Consider the following 23,015-nt stretch of genomic DNA (forward strand, 5'->3'; position numbering starts at 1 on the left):
CGAACTCACTGGACGGCCGAACCCCCGGAGGGAACCGCATGGTTCCAGGGGCGTTGCCGGCGTTTCTCGTGCTGGGCGGGTCAGTTGCCGGTGGCCGACTTCCAGTCCTCGACGTACGTGGTGAGGTTCTTGTCGATGTCGTTCCAGTCCGGCTCGAAGAACTCCACGCCGTCCATCACCTTGGTGAGGGCGATGGCGTTGGCGTCGGTGGCCTTGACGTCCCGGCGGGCGCTGAACCCGCCGCCGATCTCGCTGACCTCCTGCTGCTGCTTCTGCGCGAGCATGAAGTCGAGCAGCTTCCTGCCGTTCTCGCTGTGCGGGGCCTTGGTGACCAGGCCGGCCGCGTAGGGCAGCGCGAAGGTGGTGGGCTTGCCGTCCTTGCCGGCCGGGAACCAGATGCCGAGGCCCGGCATGGTCTTGGACTGGGCGTAGTTCATCTGCACATCGCCGTTGGCGACGAGCAGTTCGCCCTTGTCCACCTTGGGGGCGAGCTTGCCGGTGGAGGCGGACGGACCGACGTTGTTGGCCTGGAGCTTCTTCAGGTAGGCGAGCGCCTGCTCCTTGCCGCCGAAGTCGTGGACGGCCTTGATCAGCACGGCGGTTCCGTCACCGGCGACGCCGGGGGTGGAGTACTGCAGCTTGTTCTTGTACTTCCCGTCGAGCAGCTCGTCCCAGGTCCTGGGGGCCTGCTTCAGCTCCTTCTTGTTGTAGACGAAGCCGAAGTAGTTGTTGACGACGGAGGTCCAGGTGCCGTCGGTGCTCTTGTCGGCTCCGCTGACCTGCGTGGAGTCCTTCGGCTCGTACTTCTGCAGCAGGCCCTTGCTGTCGGCCTGCTGGATGAAGGGCGGCAGGGTGACCAGCACGTCGGCCTGCGGGTTGCTCTTCTCGCGGACGGTGCGCTGCACCATCTCGCCGGAGCCGCCCTCGACGTACTTGACCTTGATGCCGGTCTGCTCGGTGAAGTCCGCGAAGACCTTGTCGTACCAGCCGTCGCCGTTCTCGCCCTTGAGGCCGTCGGCACTGTAGACGGTGACGACCTTGGCGTCGGAGGCGGCGGAGGAGCCGCCGCAGGCGGACAGCACGGGGGCGGCGAGCAGAGCGAGGGTTACGGCGAGCGTGACGCGGTTTCTGGGCATGGCGAGGCCACTCCTGGCGTGAGTAAGGGGGTGAGGGAGGGTGTGAAGGGGTGCGGGAGAGTGTCAGCGGTACGACGCCCGGGTGCGGACCCGGGAGACGGCGAACAGGACGAGCAGGGTCGCGGCCATCAGGACGACGGCGACGGCGGAGCCGGTGAACAGGGCGCCGCGGTCGGTGGCCGCGTAGATCAGGACGGGCAGCGGGGTCCAGTCGGGCGGATAGAGCATCATCGTGGCGCTCAGCTCACCCATCGACAGGGCGAAGCAGAGGCCGGCCGCGGCGGTGAGTGAGGGCAGCAGCAGGGGCAGCCGTACTCGCCACAGCACGTAGGAGGGCCGGGCGCCGAGGGACGCGGCGGCCTGTTCGTAGGCCGGGTCGAGGCGGGTGATCGCCGCCGACACGGACTGGTGGGCGAACGCGGTGACCAGCACCGTGTGCGCGAGGATCACGATCCACCGGGTGCCGTTGAGCAGCATCGGCGGCTGGGAGAAGGCGACCAGGACCGACAGTCCGACGACGACCGACGGCACGGCGACCGGCAGCACGAACAGGGCGTCCACGAGCCGCCGGTACCGCTTCTTCAGCGCCGCCCCGGCCAGCGCGGCCCAGGTTCCGACGGTCAGCGCGAGCAGGCTGGCGGCGGTGGCCGTGAGCAGGCTGGTGGTGAGCGCCTGGAGGGCCTCGCCCCGGGTAGCCGAACGGTAGTTGGCAGTCGTGGTCCCCGAGGGCAGTACGCCGGACCAGTGGGTGGCGAAGGAGGCGCCGAGGACGACGAGGAGGGGAAGCGCGAACAGCGGCAGGAACAGGACGAGGAACACCGCCCACACGGCCCACCTGGCCCCCCGGCTATGCACCAGCACGACGGCTCACCACCCGGTAGAGGCCGTACAGCCCCACGGAGATCAGGACATTGACGACGGCGACCACGCAGGCGCCCGGGTAGTCGGACTCCAGGATCGCCTTGCTGTAGACGAGCATCGGCAGGGTGGTGACCCCCTTCGCGCCGGTGAACAGCACGATCCCGAACTCGTTGAGGCAGAGCACGAGGACGAGGCTCCCGCCGGCCGCGAGCGCGGGCAGCGCCTCGGGCAGGATCACCTGCCGCACGATCCGCGGCACCCGCGCCCCCAGCGAACTGGCCGCCTCCAGCTGTGCGGTGTCGAGCTGCGAGAACGCGGCGAGCAGCGGGCGCATCACGAACGGCGTGAAGTAGGTGACCTCCGCCAGCAGCACGCCCCAGGGCGTGGTGAGGAACTGGAAGGAACCGATGATGCCGGTCGTGCCGTAGATGAACAGCAGCGCCAGCGTGATCAAGAAGGACGGGAAGGAGAGGTACACATCGATGAACCGCGCCACCGCCTTCGCCCCGGGGAACGGCACGAACGCGATGACCAGCGCGAGCAGGAAGCCGAGGATCAGACACCCGACGGTGGAGCCCAGCGCGAGCCAGACGGTCGTCCACAGGGCGTTCCGGAAGCCGGCGGAGGCGAAGACGTCGGCGTACGGCTGAAGGGAGGTGCCTCCGCCGTCCGGCTGGAAGGACTGCCGGACGACGAGGGCGAGGGGTAGAGGAAGAAGAGGGCGAGGAGAGCGACCGGGGGGAGGGCCCAGAGGTGCGCCCCGAAGGGGCGCGGGGAACTGCGCGACCGGCCACGGGCGGCCCGCGCGTTCTGTGCGACCTCAGCCATGGCTCACCCCTGCGGGCAGCAGCACCGCGTCGTCGGGAGCGAAGTGCAGGTTCACCGGGTCCCCATGCGCGGGCGGATCCTTCAGCTCACGCACGTCCGCCATGACGGAATGCCCGTCGACCTCGACGTACAGCCGGTGCGTGGCTCCCCGCCACTGGATCTCCCGTACGAGGCCCGTGAGTCGATTGGGCCCGTCCCCCAGTCCCACCAGATGCGGCCGCACACACAACGTGGCCCGCGCCCCCAAGACCGCACCCACCGTGCCGACCTTCAGTTCGGCGCCCGCGAAGTCGACACCCCCGGAGCCGACCGTCACCGGCAACAGATTCGCGCCGCCCACGAAGGACGCCGTGAACTCGCTGTTCGGCGCCCGGTACAGCTCACGAGGCGTACCGCACTGCTGGAGCCGCGCGGCGTCCATCACCGCGATCCGGTCGGCCAGGGTCAGCGCCTCGACCTGGTCATGCGTGACGTACAGCATCGACACGTCCGGCAGCTCACGGTGCAGCCGGGCGAGTTCCGCCAGCATCCCCGACCGCAGCTGGGCGTCCAGCGCGGACAGCGGCTCGTCCAGGAGCAGCACGTCCGGCCGGACGGCCAGCGCGCGGGCGATGGCGACCCGCTGCTGCTGCCCGCCGGACAGCTCGCGGGGGTGCCGGCGGGCGTAGGCGGCCATGCCGGTCATCTCCAGCGCCTCGGCGACCCGCTGCCGTGTCTCGCCCTTGGCCGTCTTACGGGCACGGAGTCCGAAGGCCACGTTCTCGTCGACCCGCATGTGCGGGAAGAGCGCGTAACTCTGGACGACCATGCCGATGCCCCGCCGGTGCGGCGGCAGGTCCGTCACGTCCCGGTCGCCGAGGAACACCCGCCCGGAGGCGGGCCGTACGAACCCGGCGACCGCCCGCAGCGCGGTGGTCTTGCCGGATCCGGACGGCCCGAGGAGCGCCATGACCTCGCCGGGCTCGACGGTCAGGTCGAGCCGGTCGAGGACGACGTTGCCGTCGTAGGCGACCGTGACGGACTCGAAGCGGATGCCCATCTCACCGGGCTCCGGGGCGCAGCAGGGCGGGCAGGCCTGCGACGGAGTCGAGGACGTGGGTGGCGCCGGCCGCGTGGAACGCGTCGTCGCCGTGGGCGCCGGTGCGGACGCCCGCGACCAGGCCCGCTCCGGCGCGTACGCCGCTGAGCACGTCGTAGGAGGTGTCGCCGACGACGGCGACCTGCCGTACGTCCTCCGCCGCCTTCGTGCGGACGAAGGCCTCCAGCACCATGTCGGGGAAGGGCCGCCCGCGCCCGCCCGCGTCGGCCGGGCACAGGGTCAGCGGCACCAGGTCCCGCCAGCCGAGGGCGGCGAGGACGGCGTCCTGGGTGACGCGGGCGAAGCCGGTGGTCAGCACGACGGTACGGCCGCAGCCGGCCAGCTCCTCGATGGCCTCGCGGGCCCCGGGCACGGGGGCGACAAGGCCGTCGTCGACCAGATCCCCGTAAGCCTTCTCGAAGGCGGTGTTGGCGCGCTGGGCGCGGTCCTCGTCCCCGAACAGGTGCCGGAAGACGGAGATCTTGGACTCGCCCATGGTGGCGCGTACGTAGTCCAGCTTCTCGGCGTGGTCGGCGGAGCCGGGTTCGACGCCGAGTTCGGCGGCGGCCGCGGCGAAGGCGCGCTCGACGAGGCCGCCGTCGGCCACGGTCGTGCCGGCCATGTCGAGGACGACGAGCCGGATGTCGGTGACGGTGAGGGGGTCGGTCAGGGGATTGGTCATGGGATCGGTCACCAGCCCAGTTCGTTCGCGGTGGTCTCGGCTATCGCGGGGGAGCAGGTCATGCCGCGCCCGCCGGGCCCGGTGACCAGCCACACCCCTTCGCGCACCTGCCGGCGGTGCACCACCCGGCCCGGCTCGGTGCACTGCGCGTACACCCCGGCCCAGCGGTGCCGGATGCGCGGCAGCGGCCGGCCGAGCAGGGACTCGACGACTCCGACGAGGTGCTCGTACGGCTCCTCGACGGTGTCGAAGGCGAAAGGGTGTGCGTACTCGTGGGTGTCGCCGACGGTCAGGCCGCCGTCGGCGCGCTGCACCATGAGCAGTTGCATGCGGTGCGCGGCCGCGGTCTCGGCCTGCGGCTGCCGGGCGTTGAGCTCGTCCAGCGCCGGGGAGGCGTAGGCGGGGTAGTAGCGGAAGCTGTCGGCGTCGGCGACCGAGGTGGTGAGCGGTTCGCCGAGCGGGTCGGTCTGCATCATCTGCAGGCGGACCCGGCGCACGGGCAGGTCCGGTCCGGCCAGTTCGCGGACCAGTCCGCCGAGCCAGGCGCCGGTGCACAGCACGACGGCGTCGGCGTGGTGCACGTCTCCGTGGTCGTCCCGGACGGCTCCGGCGCCGACGACCTCCCGCACCTCGCGGCCGGGCAGGAAGGTGTAGTTCGGGTTCTTCAGCAGCTCGTCGCGCAGGGCGCGCTGGGCGGTCCGCGGCTCGACGGCCGCGTCCCGCTCGCAGTACAGGGCGGCGGTGAACTCGCCGCGCAGGGCGGGGTTGATCGCGCGGGCCTCGCCCGGCGTGAGCAGCTTGTAGCCGCGGGCGGCGGCGTCCGCGCGGGCCACGGCGGCCTCGGCGACGGCGAGTTCGAGGGGGCCGCGCACCGGGGTGAGCGACCCGGTGGCACGGAAGCCGAGCCCCGGCACCCGGGCGCCGATACCCTCCCACAGTTCGCGCGCCCGCAGGGCCGCTTCCAGCTCTTCTCCACCGGCGCGCCCACTGACCCAGATCTGCCCGAAGTTGCGCAGTGAGGCGCCGCGCGCCTCGGCCTCGCGCTCGATCTGGACGACCTGGTGGCCGCGCTCCACTGCCTGCCAGGCGTGCATGGTGCCCACCACGCCTGCTCCGACGACTGTCACTTTCACGGCGGCAACGCTCCTCGTGATTCGGGAACCGGAGACATCCGGCTGACAACGAGAGCGTGAACGACCCATCACGTTTGGGCTAGACCCGTTATCTCATCGTTATGAACAAGGCTCGGTCAGAGGGCTTGCTTTTCAGCCGCGCAGGTGGGCGGTGAAGGAGAACCGGTCGCCGCGGTACAGGGACCTGACCCGCTCCAGCGGCCGCCCCTCCGTGTCCCTGGACACCCGGTGGATCAGCAGCATCGGCAGGGCGGGCGGGGTGCCGATGAGCAGCGCCTCGCGGGGTGTGGCCAGCACGGTCTCGATGCGTTCGTCGGCGTCCCCGAAGGCGATGCCCTGGGCCTCGAGGTAGGCGTAGAAGGAGGAGTCGGGGTCGAAGTCGGCGTCCAGGCGCGGAACCGTGCCGACGGCGACGTACGTGCTCTCCAGACCGACCCGCTCGTCGTCGGCGAGCAGCACGCGCTCCAGGTGCCAGACGGGCTCGCCCCGGGTGAGCCCCGTCTCGGCGGCCAGGGGCTCCGGGCACGGGAAGCGGTCGAGGGTGACGAGCGTACGACCGGGTGTACGGCCCTGTCGGCGCACTCCCTCGGTGTAGCTGGCGAGGGACAGCGGCTGGGCCAGCTTGGGACCGGCGACGACCGTCCCGCGTCCCCGGCGCCTGAGCCGGCCCTCCAGCACCAGCTCCCGCACGGCCTGCCGTACGGTCTCGCGGGCGACGTCGTACCGCTCGGCGAGATCGCGCTCGGTGGGGATGACACTGCCGTCCCCCAGCTCCTCCAGCAGTCCGGCGATGCGCGCCTTCACCGCGTAGTACTTCGGGATGCGCCCGTGCTCCGGGATGCCGGAGCGGACGGGGGCACCGGGGGCCTGGTCGTTCGGGTAGTCCACGGGTGGATCGTCGCAGACGGGGGCGGGCCGCCGTACGGCAGCCCGCACGTCAGCGCCGCCGGCGGACCACCAGGAACGCGGCTCCGCCGACGGCGAGGAGCGCGGTGGTGGCCGCGAGCAGCCCGTGCGCCAGCCCGGGTCCGGTACGGGCGAGTTCCCGGGCCCGCTCGCCCGCTTCCCGCGCCTCCTGGGCGATGGGCAGGGAGGTCCCGTCGGGGTCGGCACCGCTCGGGGAGGCCTGGGGGGTGCCGGACGGGCTGGCGTCCGTGCCGCCGGGATCCTCGGTGCTCCCCGGATCCTCCGTACCCCCGGGCTGCTCCGTGCCTCCGGGCTCCTCCGTGCCCCCCGGCTCCTTGGTCCCCTCCTGGTCCTCCTCCTCGGCCCCGTCCCCCGCGATCCCGAAGCGGTAGGGATTGGACTCGCCGACCCAGTCGCCGTCGTCGCCCCGGCGCTGGACCACGGCGGCGTTGGCGGTGACCTGGTCCGGTGTGGCGTCGGAGGCGAGGGAGAGCCTGACCTTGACCGTGACGGTCTTCCCGGGCGCCACGGTGAACCCGTCGAACCCCTCGGCGTCCAGCACACCGACCAGTTCCTGCTCGTCGGTGCTCTCGAAGGTGACGGGCCGGGCCTGTGAGCCGTCGTAGAAGTCCAGCTCGGCCTGGGACGGCTTCAGGCTGCGCTTGTCGTCGACGAGGACGACGACCGGGTGGATGTCGGTGCAGGTCTGCCGGGTGGAGTTGGTGAGGTCGATGTACCAGGTGCCGTAGCCACCGCCCGCCGCGTAGGAGCTGGGCCCGCCGTGGATGCGGCTGGCCAGCGGAAAGTCGCGGTCGCCGGGCGCCGCGCAGGAGGGGGTCGCATCCGCGTGGGCGGCTTCCGGCGACACCGGGACGAGGACGGCGGCTGCGGCAAGGCAGAGGGACACGGACGTGCACAGTCGCATGAACACATGACCATGCCGGGTGGGGGCGTGCGGCCCGGGGTGCCACTCCGGAGGGCGGCGGGAAGTCCGCTCGAACAGCCGACCTTCTCAGGGACCGCAGACGCGCTCGGCCTGGGAGGCCGTCCCGACGCGGTCGGCGTCGGCCGATGCGAGCGCCTGCCGCTGGGTGGCGTCCGGGTGGCCCCCGTCCGCGATGATCTGCCGCAGCTCGCCCTTCAGGGCGTCGTAGTCGTGTTCTGCCTGGTCGGCGGCGGCCAGGGCGCGGGCACACGCGTCCTGGTCCGGGGTGGACGCGGCATAGGCCACGGAGGTGAGCGCGACGAGTACCGCGGTGCCGGCCGTGATCGCCGGCAGCCGTACGGACACCATGGGGGCCTCCGGTCTGCGAGGGGCGGGGTCAGGACGTGAGGAGGACCCGTCGGCCACTGTCGTCCGTGTCCAGGCACTCCTGGTACGGGTTGGGGTCGCCGCGCCGTTCCTGGCAGGTCCAGCCGACTCCGCCCGCACGGACTTCGACGGGCTTGCCCCGCGTGCCGTGCCAGACCTTGGTGTAGGCGGCCGCCACCTGCAGTGCGGTGCCACAGGGCACGTCCTGACCGGCCGAGACACCGAGCCCGGTGCCTGCGTCCACTCCACAGAACCTGACGGCTCCCGCGGCCTCGCTCCCGGCGGCGAACGTCTGGGCAGGCGCCGAGAGGCACAGCACGGCGGCTCCCAGCAGACCCGCGGCGGTTCTCACGTTGATCGAGCGCACTCTGCGACCTCCCTCGAGACGATCACTCCCAGCAGTCACTTCTGCCCCCGAGTCCCCTTCAGTGAACAACTCACCCGACATCGGGGCGAACGGTCACAGGCAGACGGGCGGGAGCCGCGGCACCGTCGGCCGCCGCAAACGCGGGCAGTCGCGCCACCGGGGGGCATCCACCCAACAGCCGCCGCCGCACGCAACTGCGGGGCGGTCGGGCGGAGCCGCGGCACCGTCGGCCGCCGCAAACGCGGGCAGTCGTGTCACCCGCAGTGCGTCAAGGGCCTGGGGGCCCCAGGCGGCACGGGTGGGCGCAGCGGCACCCCGTCAGCGCGGGCAAGCGACCCCGCCCCCGGCCGCTCCCAGCCAACGGGACTTCTCGGCACCCGGCACCGACACCCGGCGCCGAGCAACCCTCAGCCCTCCGCCCGCCCGAACAGCGGAGCCAACAGCAGCTGGGCAGCCCCCTCCGCCACAACCCGCTCGCCGCCGGAGGCAACCCGCACGGGAACCGTCCCCCCGAGCACCCCCTCCCGCCGAGCCCGGGCATCGAGCACCTCGGCGACCCCCCGTACGAACGCCTCCGGCGCCGTACCGACGGTCCGCCCCCCGAGCAGCACCAGGTCGATGTCCAGCAGCCCGACCAGATTCCCGGCCCCCACCCCCAGCACCCGCGCGGCCTCCCTCACCTCGCCGCGCCCCACGGCCGCCAGGCACAGCACCTCCACGCAGCCCCGGTTCCCGCACTCGCACTGCGGCCCGTCCAGCTGGATCACCTGGTGCCCGAACTCCCCCGCCCCCGTCCGCGCCCCCCGGTGCACGCTGCCGCCGATCACCAGCCCGGCCCCCAGCCCCGTACCGAGATGCAGGTACGCGAAGGACCCGCTCTCCCCACCGACCGACAGCCCCAGCGCGGCCGCGTTGGTGTCCTTGTCCACCACCACCGGCACCCCCAGCCGCTCGCCCAGCGCGTCCCGCAGCGGGAACCCGTCCCACTCGGGGAAGCCGGTGACCCGTTGCAGCACCCCGCGCGCATGATCGAGCGGCCCGGGCAGCGCGACCCCGACGCCGAGCAGCGAACCGGCGTCGGAGGGCCGCGGAACGCCCAGCACCTCTTCCACCAGCTCCTCGACCACCCCGGCCACGACCCCGAGCACGGCCTCCGCCCCGGCCCCCAGATCCAGCGCCCCGCAGCGCTCCCCCACCACGGCCCCGTCGAGATCGGCCAGTACGGCCCGCACCTCGTCCCGGTCCAGATGCACCCCCACCGCGTGTCCCGCCTCCGGTACCAGCCGCAGCACGGTGCGCGGCTTGCCCCCGGTGGACGCCCGCCGCCCGGCCTCCGCGGCGAGCCCCGCCTCCCGCAGCCGCGCGGTGATCTTGCTGACCGCCTGCGGGGTCAACCCGGTCCGCTCGGCCAGCTCGAGCCGGCTGATGCCGTCCGCCCCCGCCGCCCGCAGCAGATCCAGCACCAGCGCGGTGTTGTGACTGCGCACCGCCAGGAGATTCGCTCCCGCCGCCCCGCCGCTTCTCGTCCTGTTCACGCCACCCATTGTCTCCACCGCTTGCACTTTGGCAACAGCGTTGCGAAAGTAGGACGCATGACTGGTACCCCCCTCCGCGTCGGCCTGATCGGCTACGGCCTCGCAGGCTCCGTCTTCCATGCCCCGCTGATCGCCGCCACCGAGGGCCTCGCCCTGGACACGGTGGTCACCTCGAACCCCGAGCGGCAGGAGCAGGCCCGTGCCGAGTTCCCGGACGTGCGCGTCGCCGGCACCCCCGAGGAGCTGTTCGACCGCGCCGACGCGCTGGACCTGATCGTCATCGCCTCCCCGAACAAGACCCATGTCCCGCTCGCCACCGCCGCCCTGAAGGCGGGTCTGCCGGTGGTCGTGGACAAGCCGGTCGCGGGCACGGCCGCCGAGGCACGCGAGCTGGCCGCCCTCGCCGAGGAGCGCGGCCTGCTCCTGTCGGTCTTCCAGAACCGCCGCTGGGACAACGACTTCCTGACCCTGCGCAAGCTGCTGACGGAGGGCGGACTGGGCGACGTCTGGCGCTTCGAGTCCCGCTTCGAGCGCTGGCGCCCGCAGCCGAAGGGCGGCTGGCGCGAGTCCGGCGACCCGGCAGAGATCGGAGGTCTGCTCTACGACCTCGGCAGCCACGTCGTCGACCAGGCCCTTGTCCTGTTCGGCCCGGTCACCGAGGTGTACGCCGAGACGGACGTCCGCCGCCCCGGAGCCGAGACCGACGACGACACCTTCATCGCGCTCACCCACGCGAACGGCGTCCGCTCCCACCTCTACGTCTCGGCCACCACCGCCCAGCTCGGCCCGCGCTTCCGGGTCCTGGGCTCGCAGGCCGGCTTCGTGAAGTACGGCCTCGACCCGCAGGAGGCGGCCCTGCGGGAAGGGCTGCGGCCCGGCCCCGCCTGGGGCGCGGAACCCGAGGCGCTGTGGGGCCGGCTCGGCGCCGGCGAGTCCCCGCTGACCGGCGGCGGCCGCCCCGTACCGACCCTCCCCGGCGACTACCCCGCCTACTACGCGGCCGTGGCGGCGGCCCTGGCCGGCGACGGGCCCAACCCGGTGACCGCCCTGGAGGCGGCCTCGGCTCTCGACGTACTGGAGGCGGCCCGCCGGTCCGCCCGCGACAAGGTGACGGTGACCCTCTGATGCACCACCCCCAGATCACCCCGAAGTTCGCCCCCGAGATCACCCCGAGCGTGGAGGAACTGGAGGCGCAGGAACGCCGGCTGGTCTTCCGTCGGTTCACTCTCGACGACGCCTGGGCGCTCGGCTCCCTCCTGGTCGAGCTGGCCCGGGAGCGGCAGGCCCCGGTCGCCATCGACATCCACCGCGCCGGCCAGCAGCTCTTCCACGCGGCCCTGCCCGGCTCCACCCCCGACAACGACGCCTGGATCGCCCGCAAGCGGCGGGTGGTCGAGCGTTACGGCGCCTCCTCCTACCTGGTCGGCGCCCGCTTCCGCGCCAAGGGCACGACCTTCGAGGACTCCTCCCGCCTGGACCCCGACACCTACGCGGCCCACGGCGGCTCCTTCCCGATCCACGTCGAGAACGCGGGCGTCATCGGAACGGTGACGGTTTCCGGCCTGCCGCAGCTCCAGGACCACAGGTTCGTCGTGGAGGCGCTGGAACAGTTCCTGGGCGAGTAGCCCGCCCGCAGGATTACCGCGCGGCTCCCTCCGGTTGGCATCGACGTGGATGACGATCACGGCACCACACCCACCCGGAGGGAAGGGACCCGATGAGCGAGTCGACGAACGGCACCCGCACCGTCAAGGAGACGATCGGCCGGTACGGCGTCTGGAACGTGGGACTGCGCGCGGAGGACCCGGCCCGGCGCGGTGACATCGCCGAGGCCGCGGCGGAACTGGAGCATCTCGGCTACGGAGCCGCCTGGCTGGGCGGCAGCAGCGCCCCCCGGCACGCCGTCCCGCTCCTCGAGGCGACGTCCCGGCTGGTCGTCGGCACGAGCATCCAGAGCATCTGGCAGTACGAGGCGGAGGAGAGCGCGGCCGCCTTCGCCGAGGTGGAGTCGGCCCGGCCCGGCCGCTTCCTGCTCGGCCTCGGCGTCAGCCACGCCAAGCTCGCGGACCAGTACCGGCGCCCGTACTCCGCCCTGGTCGCCTACCTGGACACGCTGGACGCGGCCGGAGTACCCGCCGAGCGCCGGCTCCTCGCGGCCCTCGGCCCGAAGACCCTGGAGCTGTCCCGGGACCGCGCGGCGGGCGCGATCCCCTACCTCGTCACCCCCGAGCACACCGCCCGGGCCCGCGAGATCCTCGGCGAAGAACCGCTGCTGGCCCCGGAGTTCGCCGTCGTCCTGGAGGCCGACCCGTCCGCCGCCCGCGCCCTGGCCCGCGAGCACCTGGCGATGTACCTCACGCTGCCCAACTACACCAACAGTTTCCTGCGCCTCGGCTTCACCGAGGACGACCTCTCCGCCGGCGGCAGCGACCGCCTGGTCGACGCGCTGTACGCATGGGGCGACGAGACCCGGATCCGGAACCAGGTGAACGCCTTCCACGAGGCGGGCGCGGACCACGTGGCGATCCAGGTGGTGAACGGCGGCTCACGGGACGCCCTGCCCAGGAAGGAATGGCGCCGCCTGGCCGGCCTTTTGGAGGCGTAGCCGACAGAAAAAGGGGTGCGGGGGACTGCGCGACCAGCCACGATCCATCCGCGGCCGACAACCGATCCGCGGTCCCCCGGCGCTCTTGGCGAAGCCCTAGGCGTCCTTGAGCTCCTGCCGCTGCCGCCCCAGCCCCGCGACCTCCAGCTCCACCACGTCCCCGGCCCGCAGGAACGGCTTCGGCTCGGGCCGGCCCAGCGCAACGCCGGCGGGTGTACCGGTGTTGATGACATCCCCAGGGTACAGCGTCATGAACTGGCTGACGTACCGCACCACTTCCCCGACGGGGAAGATCTGCTCGGCGGTGGTCCCGTCCTGCTTCAGCTCGCCGTTGACCCACAGCTTCAGCGAGAGCCGCTGCGGATCGGGAACCTCGTCGGTCGTCACCAGCCAGGGCCCCAGCGGGTTGAACGTCTCGCAGTTCTTTCCCTTGTCCCAGGTGCCGCCCCGCTCGATCTGGAACTCACGCTCGGACACGTCGTGCGCCACCGCGTACCCGGCGACGTGCGCGAGCCCCTCCTCGGCCGACTCCAGGTAGCGGGCCGTGCGCCCGATGACGACGGCCAGCTCCACCTCCCAGTCGGTCTTGGTGGACCCGCGCGGCACCAGCACGGTGTCGTTCGGCCCGACGACGGTGTCCGCGGCCTTGAAGAAGATCACCGGCTCGGCGGGCGGCTCGGCCCCCGTCTCGCGGGCGTGGTCGTGGTAGTTGAGTCCGATGCACACGATCTTGCCGATGCGCCCGAGCGGGGGCCCGACCCTGAGGCCCGCCGCGTCCAGCACGGGCAGTTCGCCCGCCTCGGCCGCCGCCCGTACCCGGCCGAGCGCGCCGTCGTCGGCGAGCAGCGTCCCGTCGATGTCGGCCACGATCCCCGACAGGTCGCGGAGGGTCCCCTGGGCGTCGAGCAACGCGGGTCGCTCCGCCCCTGCCGTTCCGACTCGCAGCAGCTTCATGGTCACAATCTCCCTCGATCGCGGGCCGCCCGGCCGATGGGTGCAGCCATCGGAGGACTGGTCGATCCTCCAATCACGCTGTCCAGTCTGCAAGACCCTGTTCACGGACTGGACCGTAACCACGCCCCGGGGGTGGCAGCGGCTCAGCGGTAGAGCGCGGCCCGCTCCACCGCGCTCCACGTCGTACTGGTGACGACGTACAGCGCGGCCGCGAGCGGCACCACCGCGACGGTGACGAGCGTGAAGAAGGACATGAACGGCATGACCTTGTTGACCGCGCCGAGCCCCGGCACCCGCTCCCCGTCCGCGGCCGCGACCGGGACGGGGTTCTTCGCCATCGTCAGCTTGGTGCGCCGGTAGTTGAAGGCGGCGACGGCCGCGACGAGCACGAAGAGCGCGAGGTAGACGGCTCCGGCCGCCCCGAAGACCCCGCCGCCGGCGAGGGCGTCGGCCCAGCGGCCGCCGAGCGGCGCGGCGAAAAGCTGGTGCGTCAGCAGCCCGTTGGCCTCGCCGCCGATCGAGGAGTTGGAGAAGAGGTGGTAGAGGAGGAAGAAGGCGGGCAGCTGGAGCAGGCTGGGCAGGCAGCCGGAGAGCGGCGAGACCTTCTCCTCGGCGTGCAGTTCCAGCACCGCCTTCTGCAGCCGCTCCGGTTCCTTGGCGTGCTTCTTGCGCAGTTCGGCGATTCTCGGCTGGAGCGCGGCCCGGGCACGCTGGCCCCGGGCGGCGGCCCGGGACAGGGGATGGACGAGGAGCCGTACGAGCGCGGTGAACAGGACGATCGCGGCGGCGGCCGCGGAGGCGTGGAAGAGCGGCTGGAGCAGATCGGCGAGCTGCTCGACCAGGCGAGCGAAAACGGACATGGGTGAACCCCTCGTGACGGGTGCGTCGTGCCGGTGTGGTGGGACGTGCCAGGTGACGGGACATGGCAGGGCGGCATGACGACCCGCGCGGGGTCACGTATCGCTGATGGCGGGAGCCCTACGCGCGGATCGTCGCGAGGGCGTGTCCGGGTGCCCGGGGCCGGCGGCGCCCCGAGGCGTCGGGGTCGCGCTGCGGCAGGAATGCCGTACGCCGGGCCCGGTCGCGTATCGCGGTGCGGACCCGGGTGGGTGGGACGGCGGGCGCGGAGCGGGCGGCGACGAGCGAGCAGGCGGCGAGCGCGGAGCCGGCGGCGGCGGTCGCGGCGAGCGCGACGGTGGTGGAGAGGCTGCCGGTGTCGAGAAGCGCGGCCTGGAGCAGGAGCAGGTTCACCACGACCAGCAGCAGGGCGGTGGGACGCGCGACGGCGACGCGAGTGCGCACCATGACCTCCCCCTCCCTCTGACCTGCGCTGCTGCGCTTCTGTGCCGCTGTGCTTCGTTATACAGGCTCGATCTGCAGGGGCTCGAGCAGCCGCTTCGGCTTGAGCAGCGCCCTGCTGACCGGGTCCGCCGGATCGGGGTCGAGTCCCGGGCCCGGCACCATGACAACGTCCGCGGGGGGCACGACGGTTCCACAGACGGGACATTCGCCGTAGGAGCCGAGTTCGGTGCCGCACGGCGCGTGCCGGAACACCCGCAGCTGGGTCTCCTGGAAGTGCTCGCGGCCCCACAGCCCGAGGGCGCGCAGCGTGGGCCACAGCGCGATGCCGCGCTCGGTGACGAGGTACTCGTCGCGGGGCGGCGCCTCCTGGTACCGCCGCTTCTCGAGGATTCCCTCCTCGGTGAGCGTCTTCAGCCGGGCCGAGAGGACGGCGCGGGGGATGCCGAGGTGGGAGAGGAAGTCGTTGTAGCGCCGGACGCCGTAGAGCGCGTCTCGGACGACGAGGAGGGTCCACCGCTCGCCGACGACCTCGAGCGCGCGGGCGATCGAGCATTCCTGCGTCGCGTAGTCCTTGCCCAGTGCCATGGCGTCCACCTTAGCCACTTTCCGAAATGCGGGTTCAATGACCGAACCGATGGTGTTACGGTACACCCATGTCTAAGTTCAATGAAAGAACTCTCCTCGTGCGTCCCGCCGCCACACGCCGGGACACCCACCCCTCGCCTCCCCCGCACCCCCGGGCGACGCTGGCCCTGACCAGCGCCGCGACCGGCGTGGCCCTGATGACGTACACGGCACCGGCGGTCTCCCTGCCCGACACCGCGGCCGCACTGCACACGCCTTTGTCCGCCCAGGCCTGGCTCCTGAACGGCACGCCGCTCGGCCTCGCCGCCGTGCTCCTGGTCGCCGGCAGCCTGGCCGACGACTACGGCCGCCGCCGCGTCTTCCTCGCCGGCACCCTGGCCCTGGGCCTCACCACCGCGCTCAGCGGGCTGGCCACCTCCACCTTGGCCTTCACCCTGACCCGGGTCGCACAGGGCGCGGCGAGCGCGGCGATCCTGGCCAGCAGCCTGGGCCTGCTCGTGACGGCCTTCCCGAGCCCGCGCGGCCGGCTGCACGCGACCGGCGTGTGGGGCGCCTTCGTGAGCGGTGGCATCGCGGTCGGCCCGCTGGTCTCGGGCGCGATACCGAACTGGCGGCTGGCCTACGGCGTCCTCGGCGCGGCGACGCTGCTCGTGGCGGGCCTGGCGCTCGGGCGGCTGTCGGAGTCGCGGGCCCCGAGGGGCGGACGCCCCGACGTGCTGGGCGCCCTGACCTTCGGACTGGCGCTGGTGGCCCTGGTGGCCGCACTGACGCTGGGCCGGGACGGGTGGCTGCGCGCGCCGGTGGGCCTGCTGCTGGCGGCGGCCGTCGTACTGCTCGCGCTGTTCGCGCTGGTGGAGACCCGCGTGTCGAAAACCCCGATGATCGACCTGGGCCTGCTGCGCCACCCCCGCTTCCTGGCCTCCTCCGCCGGCGGCCTGTTCACCGGGCTGACCGTGATCGGCCTGTTCAGCTTCCTGCCGACCCTGCTGCAGAAGGCACTGGGCCTGTCCGCGCTGGACACGGCGTGGCTGTTCCTGCTCTGGTCCGGCGTCTCCTTCGCGGTCGCCCTGCAGGCGAAGCGGCTGGCGGGGCGGGTGGCACCGCGCCGACAGCTGGCGGCCGGCTTCCTGCTCCACGCGGTCGGCGCGCTGGCGATGCTGGGCGCGATCGACGCGGGTTCCTGGCCCCGGCTCCTGCCCGGGCTGGTGCTCGGCGGCGTGGGCAGCGGCCTGCTGAACGCCGCTCTTCCCCTGCTGGCGGTGGAGTCGGTGCCGACCGGCCGGGCGGCCATGGGCTCCGGCGCCCAGCAGACGTTCCGCTACATCGGCTCCTGCGCGGGCGTGGCCCTCACGATCGCCCTCGTCACCTCCTCGGGCGGCGGCCTGGCGCGCGGCGCCGACGTGGCGATGGTGGTGTCGGCGGGGCTGGCCGCGCTCGGGGCGGTGCTGGTGGGCGTGGTGCGGGAACGGGCGTGAGACGGCTCGTCCAGGGCGCCCCGGACGTCCGTCGCGTCCCCTGTCACCGGGGCCGCATCGACACCAGCTTCCCCCACACCACCATCCGGTAGCGCGAGGTGAACTCGGGGGTGCAGGTGGTCAGGGTGATGTAGTAGCCCGGCTCGTCGTACCCGTACCCGGGGCGGACGAGGGAGCGCGGCACGGGCCGTACGACACCCGAGTCCCGGGCGGACGTCTGCGGCAGGATCTTGTCGACCGCGTAGGTGAATGTCGCCGTCCTCGTCTCGACCTCCACCGTGTCCTCGATCCGGAGCCTCGGGAGGTACCGGAAGGGCTCACCGTGGGTGTTCCGGTGCCCGGCGAGCGCGAAGTTCCCCGCCTGACCGGGCTGCTGGGTTCCGGGGTAGTGGCCGACGTACCCCTTGTTCAGGACATCCGGCTTGCTCACCCCCTCCGCGACGGGAACGCGGAGCCGCAGCCGGGGGATGGTGAGAACGGCGTACGCCTGGGAGCGCCTGGGCCGGCCGGAGACGATCACGGGCGTGTACGTCCGCTGCCGCCCGCTCTCGGGAGCGCTGCTGTTCCCCGCCGGGCCGGACGACGCCGCGGCGGAGGGCGTACTGGCCGGAACGGAACCGCCCCCGCTCCCCCACTCCTTCTCCAGGGCCTCCACCTTCCGTGCGGCTCCCTGCCGTGCCTCCCGGTTGGTCCACCAGAGCTGATGCACGACGAGCAGCATCAGAACGACGCCGGCGGTGACGAGCAGCTCGCCGCCGCTCCACAGCCCCCGCCGCCACCTGGCCCGCCTCCGCCGATCACGGTGCCGTACGACCCGCATCCGCACACCCACCTCCCAGCAGCCGCCCGCACGATAGGGCGCGTCACTCCAACTCACCAGAGGAGTAGGGGATTCCGAGCGGCCGCACGCTCTGGACGATGCAGCGCCTTGGAACGACGCAGGACTGTCGATGTCGGGACTTGGGACGATGTAGGGCGATGAGCGGGAGACGCCGATGACCAGCACGCACTCCTCTGTGTCACTGGTCGGCAGTACGGTGTCCCCCATGCGCCCCGACACGCCTGCCGAGAACGTCGACCACACCGCCGAAGCGGCACGCCTGGAGCGAACCGCCGGCCTGTACCCCGAGGACGCCGAGGCCCTGCTCCTGCGCGCAGCGGCCCACCTGGAACTCTCCGGCGACCGCCCCGCCGCGACGACGCTCTACGACCGCCTGCTGTCCACTCCCGCCGGGCTCGAGAGTCCCGCTCTGGTACGGGCCCTGAAGGCCTCGAACCTCTGGGAGTACGACCACGAGGCGGAGGCAAGGGCGATCATCGACGGAATCCGCACGTCGGCCCCCCGGGACCCGGCCCCCTGGGTGATCGTCGCCGAGGCCCTGGAGTCGCACGACGAGTTGGAGGCGGCGGAGGCCACGTTCACCGAGGCGGCTCACCTGCTCCTGCCGGACGGGACGGAACCCCCGTTCCCCACCCACCCCCTCCTCTACGGCCGCCACCGCGTGCGCCGCATGCTGGGCCTCCCCCACGACGACTGGGACACCCTGGCGGACCTGCTCCACGCCTCCCCGGTCTCCCTGGACGAACTCCACGACCCGAAGCGGGTCTGGTCCCTCGGCTCGGACAACCCGGCGGAACTGGAGGCGGAGATCTCCCGGCTGCGGGCCGAGTTGGGCGCCTACCGCGAGGCCCTGTCCCGCCCCTTCCCGGTGGCGATCCTCCACTGGCCGGCACCCGAACTCTCGGAACTCGTGTCGACGTACCCGGCCCTGGCCACGGAGTACCCCTCCCACGAGGAACACCTGACGACCATAGAGTCCTCCCTCCGCGAACTGTCCCTTTCCGGCACGGCGAACCTGGGCATCGTCACGGGCACGGTCCCCTCCTACGAGGCGTTCGCAGCCTCGGAGGCAACACCTCCGACCGACGCGACGCTGCTCCCGCAGTACGCGACGACGCTGGCAGCGAGGGGCAGAGCTGTGGCTTGGCCGCCACAGAGGGGGGCGGAGTGCTGGTGCGGTTCCACCCAGGGCTACGGCACCTGCCACGGAGTGTAGAAAGCGGCCACCGCTACAAAACGAGCGGCAAGCCCCCACCCACCAGGCGTGCCGCCCGCTCGTTCCTCCCCAGCACTGGAGCGGCCCGGGTCAGGGGGGCCCGGAGGCCTTTCGCCACAGAGCCTTCCCTTGTCAGTAGCTGCTGTTAGAAATGATCCCTACCGGCACGAGGGGTTAGGGGGAACAGCAGTGGCAGAACCGAGGGGTCTTTCAAAGCCGATCCCAGGTGTCTACGAGAAGCTGATCACGCGTGACGTACGTGACGAATTGCAGCGATTCGAGGCCTCCGGCTGGAAAGCCATCGCCGCCGAGGTCAGCTCGGAGTCCGCTCCCCATGTCCTGGCTCGCTACATCGGTGAAGCTGTCGGTCAAAGGTTGAGCCAACTTCCGGCCGAGGAGCGAGTCAAGGTCGCGAACGACGTCCTGCACGCACTGGCCGCAACCAGTGTTCCTGAATCCAGCGATGCCGAAGCCGTCAACACCATTGTCGAGGGACCCCGGCAGCTTCTGACTCTCGCCCGGCAGGAGGCAGCAGGTGTGTATGCCCTGCGTCCTCTGACGCCCCTATCTGAGACATCGCTCATCACCAACTCCCCGGAGGATCTCAGTCTCGGTGCCGAACTCAGGGCTGAGCTGGCCACGGCGGACCGTATCGATCTGCTCTGTGCCTTCGTGAAGTGGCACGGCATACGCGTCCTGGAAGACTCGCTGCGCGCCGCGAAGGAAAAGGGCGTGCCAATCCGTGTCATCACGACCACCTACATGGGCGCCACCGATCGCCACGCGCTCGACCGTCTGGTCCGGGACTTTGGTGCCACCGTCAAGGTCAATTATGAGATCCGTTCGACTCGACTACATGCCAAAGCCTGGCTGTTCAGGCGCGAGACGGGCTTTGACACCGCATACGTCGGCAGCTCGAACCTCTCCAAGGCGGCACTTCTAGACGGCCTGGAATGGAACGTACGCCTGTCGTCCGTCGCGACACCTGCCGTACTGAACAAGTTCGAGGCCACCTTCGACGCGTACTGGAACGACACTGCCTTCGAGACGTACGACCCCGACCTCCACGGTGAACGCCTCGATGAAGCTCTGGCCCAGGCGAGTGGCACCAGGTCCGGCACAGACCTGAAGATCAGTCTTTCTGGCCTGGAGGTGCGCCCTTACCCCCATCAGCGGGACATGCTGGAGCGGCTCACCGTCGAGCGGGAGCTTCGTGGGCGGCACCGAAACCTTCTGGTGGCCGCGACCGGAACCGGGAAGACGGTGATGGCCGCGCTGGACTACCGCAGCCTGTGCGGCAAGTCCGGTGACGGCCGACCGAGGCTGCTGTTCGTGGCCCATCGCAAGGAGATCTTGAAGCAGTCTCTGCGTACCTACCGGGAGGTGCTCGACGATGCGTCCTTCGGGGAGCTGCTGCATGCGGGGCAGGATCCCCGCGAGTGGAACCACGTCTTCGCCAGCGTCCAATCGCTCAACGTTCAGCGTCTTGAGCAGCTGGCCTCCGAGCACTTCGACGTCATCGTCATCGACGAATTCCATCACGCCACGGCTACTACCTATCGGCGGGTCATCGATCACTTCGCTCCGCATGAGCTGCTAGGCCTGACGGCTACGCCCGAGCGGATGGACGGGCTCAACGTCCAGGACGAGTTCTTCGAGGGCCGAATCGCTGCCGAGATACGGCTCTGGGAAGCCCTGGAAAACGACCTGCTCTGCCCCTTCCACTATTTCGGAGTCCCAGACGGCACGGATCTGACGAATCTTGGATGGCAGAAAGGTTCGTACGCCGACCAGGACCTCGGCAACCTCTTCACGGGCAACCAGGCGCGCGCCCGGATCGTGGTGAAGCAGATCCGGGACAAGGTCTCCAACCCGGGCGCCATGCGGGCGCTGGGTTTCTGCGTCACCAAGGCACACGCCCACTTCATGGCGGACTTCTTCCGAGAAGCCGGATTCGAGGCGGTGGCGCTCGACAGTGACTCACCTTCTGACGTCCGATCTCAGGCACTGTCCGACCTTCGTGACGGGAAGCTCCAGGTGATCTTCTCTGTCGACCTGTTCAACGAGGGGCTCGACATCCCTGACGTCGACACCCTGCTCCTCCTCCGCCCCACCAACAGCGCCACCGTCTTCCTCCAGCAGTTGGGCCGTGGCCTGAGGCGAACCGAAACAAAGCCCGTACTCACCGTCCTCGACTTCATCGGACAGCATCGGGCCGAGTTCCGCTTCGAGGAACAGTTCCGGGCCCTGACCAATCTGTCGCGCAACCGACTCCTCGACCACATCGAGCACGACTTCCCCCAGTTGCCGTCCGGCTGCCAGATCATCCTCGAGGGCAAGTCGAAAGACCTCGTCGTCAGCAACATCCGGACTCAGCTGGCAGCCACGGTGAAGACTCTGGTGAAGGAGGTCAGTTCCTACGGCACCCCCCGCCTCGCCGATTACCTTCGGGAGAGCCGTCGTGAGATCAGGGAGCTGTACAAAAGCGACAACTCCTGGACGACAGTCCTGCGCCGCGCCGGGCTGGTCGACGAACCCGCGTACCCCGGAGAAGCCGCACTACTCAAGCGGGTCCACGCCTTCCTCCACGTAGATGACCCGGAGCGTGCGGGCGCCTACCTGCGCCTCCTCCAAGACGACGCTCCGCCCTACGAGGAACTGGGCCCCACCGATCAGTCGTACGCTCGCATGCTGTTCTTCAATCTGTGGGACAACGCGGGCGGCTTCACCAGCTTCCAGGACGGCCTGGAATCGCTGCGTGACCAGCGGATCTTCCGCGACGAGCTGAGACAATTGATCTCGCACGTCATCGAGCAGGCCGACCACTTCCCCATCCCGCTGTCTGGCCGCCTCAGCCAGATCCCACTGAAGGCGCACGGGTCCTACAACCGCTCCGAAATCCTCGCCGCCCTGGGTGTGGCCCGCTTCGGTGGGCAGATGCCCCGTTCTTTCGCGCAGGGCGTGCAGTGGGTTGAGGAGTTGCAAACGGACGCTCTTCTCATCACGCTGGAAAAGAACGAGAAGGACTTCTCGCCCACCATCCGGTACAAGGACTATGCGTTGAGCCCGACGCTCTTCCACTGGGAGTCCCAGAACTCGACGGCCTCCGACTCCCGTACCGGCCTGCGCTACCAACAACACAGGGATCGCGGAAGCCACGTCCTGCTGTTCATGCGACGCTACAAGAACTCCGACATCGGCAAGTCCCAGCCTTGGATGCTCCTCGGCCCCACCACGTACGAGGGCCACACCGGGAGCAAGCCGATGGCCATCACCTGGCGCCTACAGCACGAACTACCGGCCGACGTATGGACGTACTCGGCCATCACAGCGGGCTAACCCTGGCAAGGGCCCGCCGTCGGTAAACGGGTCTCGGCCTCGAAGTGGGCCTGGGCTCGGTCGAGCACGTCGTCAGAGTCCCGTCCGTAGGAGCCGAGCCAGTGCAGGAGATCGGCGATCACCCTGATCGCCATCTCCTCCGCCACCGCTGCCCCCAGTCGACTTAGCTGGGAGCTGGTTGACGGCTTCGGCACGTCGGCATAGAGCCCAAGCACCCTGGCGACCCGCCCTGTGCGGAGGTCTGCGGGGTGTACGTCTGCCGTCGCTAGTTCGGTGCGGAGCTCACACCATGTCGCCTTGCGGCCGGCCGTGAGATCGACACCCCAACGGTCGGCAATAGCGTCGATGAGCATCATGCCCCGCCCCGCCTCAGCGTCCGAGTTCGTGTCAGCCAGAACCGGAAGGACGCGGGGGTCGGGGTCCTGGACTGCGAGCCGCAGGCGGCTACCGCTCAGACTGGCTGCAAGCGTGGCAGGAGTGCCAGGGCCCACGTGCTTGATGACATTGGCGACCAGCTCACTGACGCACAGTTGAGCGGATTCACTCAGTTCCGGCAACCCCCACAGTTCCAGTTGATGCCGCAGAACGCGCCGAAGTGCGCCGACTTCTTCCGCTCGAGCCAGGAACGGCAGTTCCCACACCGTAGGTGCCATACAACTGGTGCAGTCCATGACATGCCCCGCTCTCTCGCTCACGCTACCCATGACGCTCCGTGCGCCCAGTGGCCTACCGGTCACCTACAGTTGCAGTGAAACTCTCAAAATGGAACTCTCATAACTGGGCAAGTGGAGCGCGGCGACACCCAACACGCCCCGGCGCACACCACCTTGCCGTCTCCTCAAGAGGTCGAGGACGATCTA

Annotated in this window: 22 protein-coding genes and 1 pseudogene; 6 read left to right on the forward strand and 17 right to left on the reverse strand. The window is 70.9% G+C overall.

Annotated elements, in window-relative coordinates; translation table 11 throughout:
- Positions 1-80: 80 nt before the first annotated feature.
- The 11 genes and pseudogenes from AC07CM_RS08615 to AC07CM_RS08665 form a co-directional block, all read right to left on the reverse strand.
- A complete protein-coding gene (locus AC07CM_RS08615; RefSeq protein WP_478875592.1) occupies positions 81-1,136 on the reverse strand; it encodes a 2-aminoethylphosphonate ABC transporter substrate-binding protein in 1,056 nt (351 codons plus the stop codon).
- Positions 1,137-1,199: 63 nt separating this feature from the next.
- Positions 1,200-1,997: an ABC transporter permease gene (locus AC07CM_RS08620; RefSeq protein ID WP_478875593.1), complete on the reverse strand. Its 798-nt coding sequence runs from the start codon at positions 1,995-1,997 to the stop codon at positions 1,200-1,202.
- Positions 1,984-2,825, reverse strand: a pseudogene (locus tag AC07CM_RS08625) (2-aminoethylphosphonate ABC transporter permease subunit). The gene AC07CM_RS08620 and the pseudogene AC07CM_RS08625 overlap by 14 nt, the downstream one beginning before the upstream one ends.
- Positions 2,818-3,864, reverse strand: coding sequence for an ABC transporter ATP-binding protein (locus tag AC07CM_RS08630; protein WP_478875594.1), 1,047 nt, complete (start codon positions 3,862-3,864; stop codon positions 2,818-2,820). The pseudogene AC07CM_RS08625 and the gene AC07CM_RS08630 overlap by 8 nt, the downstream one beginning before the upstream one ends.
- Position 3,865: 1 nt before the next feature.
- Complete coding sequence (locus AC07CM_RS08635; protein ID WP_478875595.1) at positions 3,866-4,585, reverse strand: phosphonatase-like hydrolase; 720 nt, start codon at positions 4,583-4,585, stop codon at positions 3,866-3,868.
- Positions 4,586-4,593: 8 nt separating this feature from the next.
- Positions 4,594-5,718, reverse strand: coding sequence for a TIGR03364 family FAD-dependent oxidoreductase (locus AC07CM_RS08640; RefSeq protein ID WP_478875596.1), 1,125 nt, complete (start codon positions 5,716-5,718; stop codon positions 4,594-4,596).
- A 132-nt stretch (positions 5,719-5,850) separates the two neighbouring features.
- Positions 5,851-6,606 (reverse strand): GntR family transcriptional regulator, encoded by a 756-nt coding sequence (locus AC07CM_RS08645; protein WP_478875597.1) that lies wholly within the window; start codon positions 6,604-6,606, stop codon positions 5,851-5,853.
- A 49-nt stretch (positions 6,607-6,655) separates the two neighbouring features.
- Positions 6,656-7,549 carry a hypothetical protein gene (locus AC07CM_RS08650; protein ID WP_478875598.1) on the reverse strand — a complete coding sequence of 298 codons (894 nt, stop codon included), beginning with the start codon at positions 7,547-7,549 and terminating at the stop codon, positions 6,656-6,658.
- Positions 7,550-7,636: 87 nt separating this feature from the next.
- A complete protein-coding gene (locus AC07CM_RS08655) occupies positions 7,637-7,918 on the reverse strand; it encodes a hypothetical protein (RefSeq protein WP_478875599.1) in 282 nt (93 codons plus the stop codon).
- Positions 7,919-7,946: 28 nt separating this feature from the next.
- Positions 7,947-8,303, reverse strand: a complete 357-nt coding sequence (locus AC07CM_RS08660) for a hypothetical protein (RefSeq protein ID WP_478875600.1) — start codon at positions 8,301-8,303, stop codon at positions 7,947-7,949.
- Between the two features lie 407 nt (positions 8,304-8,710).
- Complete coding sequence (locus tag AC07CM_RS08665; RefSeq protein ID WP_478875749.1) at positions 8,711-9,847, reverse strand: ROK family transcriptional regulator; 1,137 nt, start codon at positions 9,845-9,847, stop codon at positions 8,711-8,713.
- A 48-nt stretch (positions 9,848-9,895) separates the two neighbouring features.
- Between AC07CM_RS08665 and AC07CM_RS08670 the strand changes: the two genes are divergently transcribed.
- The 3 genes from AC07CM_RS08670 to AC07CM_RS08680 all read left to right on the forward strand — a co-directional run bounded on the left by AC07CM_RS08670 (position 9,896) and on the right by AC07CM_RS08680 (position 12,443).
- Entirely contained in the window at positions 9,896-10,963 is a 1,068-nt protein-coding gene (locus AC07CM_RS08670) for a Gfo/Idh/MocA family protein (RefSeq protein WP_478875601.1), read from the forward strand.
- Positions 10,963-11,463 carry a heme-degrading domain-containing protein gene (locus AC07CM_RS08675; protein WP_478875602.1) on the forward strand — a complete coding sequence of 167 codons (501 nt, stop codon included), beginning with the start codon at positions 10,963-10,965 and terminating at the stop codon, positions 11,461-11,463. The genes AC07CM_RS08670 and AC07CM_RS08675 overlap by 1 nt, the downstream gene beginning before the upstream one ends.
- 92 nt (positions 11,464-11,555) lie before the next feature.
- On the forward strand, positions 11,556-12,443 hold the full coding sequence (locus AC07CM_RS08680; RefSeq protein ID WP_478875603.1) for an LLM class F420-dependent oxidoreductase: 888 nt from the start codon (positions 11,556-11,558) through the stop codon (positions 12,441-12,443).
- Between the two features lie 96 nt (positions 12,444-12,539).
- Here AC07CM_RS08680 and AC07CM_RS08685 read toward each other — a convergent pair whose 3' ends face one another.
- The 4 genes from AC07CM_RS08685 to AC07CM_RS08700 all read right to left on the reverse strand — a co-directional run bounded on the left by AC07CM_RS08685 (position 12,540) and on the right by AC07CM_RS08700 (position 15,284).
- On the reverse strand, positions 12,540-13,397 hold the full coding sequence (locus AC07CM_RS08685) for a fumarylacetoacetate hydrolase family protein (protein ID WP_478875604.1): 858 nt from the start codon (positions 13,395-13,397) through the stop codon (positions 12,540-12,542).
- 143 nt (positions 13,398-13,540) lie between these two features.
- On the reverse strand, positions 13,541-14,257 hold the full coding sequence (locus AC07CM_RS08690) for a YidC/Oxa1 family membrane protein insertase (RefSeq protein WP_478875605.1): 717 nt from the start codon (positions 14,255-14,257) through the stop codon (positions 13,541-13,543).
- A 118-nt stretch (positions 14,258-14,375) separates the two neighbouring features.
- Positions 14,376-14,702: a DUF6412 domain-containing protein gene (locus AC07CM_RS08695; protein ID WP_478875606.1), complete on the reverse strand. Its 327-nt coding sequence runs from the start codon at positions 14,700-14,702 to the stop codon at positions 14,376-14,378.
- A 54-nt stretch (positions 14,703-14,756) separates the two neighbouring features.
- On the reverse strand, positions 14,757-15,284 hold the full coding sequence (locus tag AC07CM_RS08700) for a winged helix-turn-helix transcriptional regulator (RefSeq protein WP_478875607.1): 528 nt from the start codon (positions 15,282-15,284) through the stop codon (positions 14,757-14,759).
- 68 nt (positions 15,285-15,352) lie between these two features.
- On the opposite strand from AC07CM_RS08700, the gene AC07CM_RS08705 reads away from it, so the two are divergent.
- On the forward strand, positions 15,353-16,759 hold the full coding sequence (locus AC07CM_RS08705) for an MFS transporter (protein WP_478875608.1): 1,407 nt from the start codon (positions 15,353-15,355) through the stop codon (positions 16,757-16,759).
- A 43-nt stretch (positions 16,760-16,802) separates the two neighbouring features.
- Here AC07CM_RS08705 and AC07CM_RS08710 read toward each other — a convergent pair whose 3' ends face one another.
- On the reverse strand, positions 16,803-17,579 hold the full coding sequence (locus tag AC07CM_RS08710; RefSeq protein ID WP_478875750.1) for a class E sortase: 777 nt from the start codon (positions 17,577-17,579) through the stop codon (positions 16,803-16,805).
- A 226-nt stretch (positions 17,580-17,805) separates the two neighbouring features.
- Between AC07CM_RS08710 and AC07CM_RS08715 the strand changes: the two genes are divergently transcribed.
- Both AC07CM_RS08715 and AC07CM_RS08720 read left to right on the forward strand, forming a co-directional pair.
- A complete protein-coding gene (locus AC07CM_RS08715) occupies positions 17,806-18,816 on the forward strand; it encodes a hypothetical protein (protein WP_478875609.1) in 1,011 nt (336 codons plus the stop codon).
- A gap of 189 nt (positions 18,817-19,005) precedes the next feature.
- The gene (locus AC07CM_RS08720) at positions 19,006-22,155 is read left to right on the forward strand and encodes a DEAD/DEAH box helicase (protein ID WP_478875610.1); all 3,150 of its coding nucleotides are present in this window, start codon (positions 19,006-19,008) and stop codon (positions 22,153-22,155) included.
- Here AC07CM_RS08720 and AC07CM_RS08725 read toward each other — a convergent pair.
- Entirely contained in the window at positions 22,152-22,796 is a 645-nt protein-coding gene (locus AC07CM_RS08725; RefSeq protein ID WP_478875611.1) for an ATP-binding protein, read from the reverse strand. The genes AC07CM_RS08720 and AC07CM_RS08725 overlap by 4 nt on opposite strands.
- Positions 22,797-23,015: the final 219 nt, after the last annotated feature.

This window comes from Streptomyces sp. NPDC044061 (assembly GCF_056434305.1).

What these genes read in the sequence shown, in the direction of transcription:
- AC07CM_RS08615 (WP_478875592.1), bottom strand. Translation starts at nt 1,136, where the DNA reads ATGCCCAGAAACCGCGTCACGCTCGCCGTAACCCTCGCTCTGCTCGCC.
- AC07CM_RS08630 (WP_478875594.1), bottom strand. Translation starts at nt 3,864, where the DNA reads ATGGGCATCCGCTTCGAGTCCGTCACGGTCGCCTACGACGGCAACGTC.
- AC07CM_RS08635 (WP_478875595.1), bottom strand. Translation starts at nt 4,585, where the DNA reads ATGACCAATCCCCTGACCGACCCCCTCACCGTCACCGACATCCGGCTC.
- AC07CM_RS08650 (WP_478875598.1), bottom strand. Translation starts at nt 7,549, where the DNA reads ATGCGACTGTGCACGTCCGTGTCCCTCTGCCTTGCCGCAGCCGCCGTC.
- AC07CM_RS08655 (WP_478875599.1), bottom strand. Translation starts at nt 7,918, where the DNA reads ATGGTGTCCGTACGGCTGCCGGCGATCACGGCCGGCACCGCGGTACTC.
- AC07CM_RS08665 (WP_478875749.1), bottom strand. Translation starts at nt 9,847, where the DNA reads ATGGGTGGCGTGAACAGGACGAGAAGCGGCGGGGCGGCGGGAGCGAAT.
- AC07CM_RS08670 (WP_478875601.1), top strand. Translation starts at nt 9,896, where the DNA reads ATGACTGGTACCCCCCTCCGCGTCGGCCTGATCGGCTACGGCCTCGCA.
- AC07CM_RS08675 (WP_478875602.1), top strand. Translation starts at nt 10,963, where the DNA reads ATGCACCACCCCCAGATCACCCCGAAGTTCGCCCCCGAGATCACCCCG.
- AC07CM_RS08680 (WP_478875603.1), top strand. Translation starts at nt 11,556, where the DNA reads ATGAGCGAGTCGACGAACGGCACCCGCACCGTCAAGGAGACGATCGGC.
- AC07CM_RS08685 (WP_478875604.1), bottom strand. Translation starts at nt 13,397, where the DNA reads ATGAAGCTGCTGCGAGTCGGAACGGCAGGGGCGGAGCGACCCGCGTTG.
- AC07CM_RS08690 (WP_478875605.1), bottom strand. Translation starts at nt 14,257, where the DNA reads ATGTCCGTTTTCGCTCGCCTGGTCGAGCAGCTCGCCGATCTGCTCCAG.
- AC07CM_RS08695 (WP_478875606.1), bottom strand. Translation starts at nt 14,702, where the DNA reads ATGGTGCGCACTCGCGTCGCCGTCGCGCGTCCCACCGCCCTGCTGCTG.
- AC07CM_RS08700 (WP_478875607.1), bottom strand. Translation starts at nt 15,284, where the DNA reads ATGGCACTGGGCAAGGACTACGCGACGCAGGAATGCTCGATCGCCCGC.
- AC07CM_RS08705 (WP_478875608.1), top strand. Translation starts at nt 15,353, where the DNA reads ATGTCTAAGTTCAATGAAAGAACTCTCCTCGTGCGTCCCGCCGCCACA.
- AC07CM_RS08710 (WP_478875750.1), bottom strand. Translation starts at nt 17,579, where the DNA reads ATGCGGGTCGTACGGCACCGTGATCGGCGGAGGCGGGCCAGGTGGCGG.
- AC07CM_RS08715 (WP_478875609.1), top strand. Translation starts at nt 17,806, where the DNA reads ATGCGCCCCGACACGCCTGCCGAGAACGTCGACCACACCGCCGAAGCG.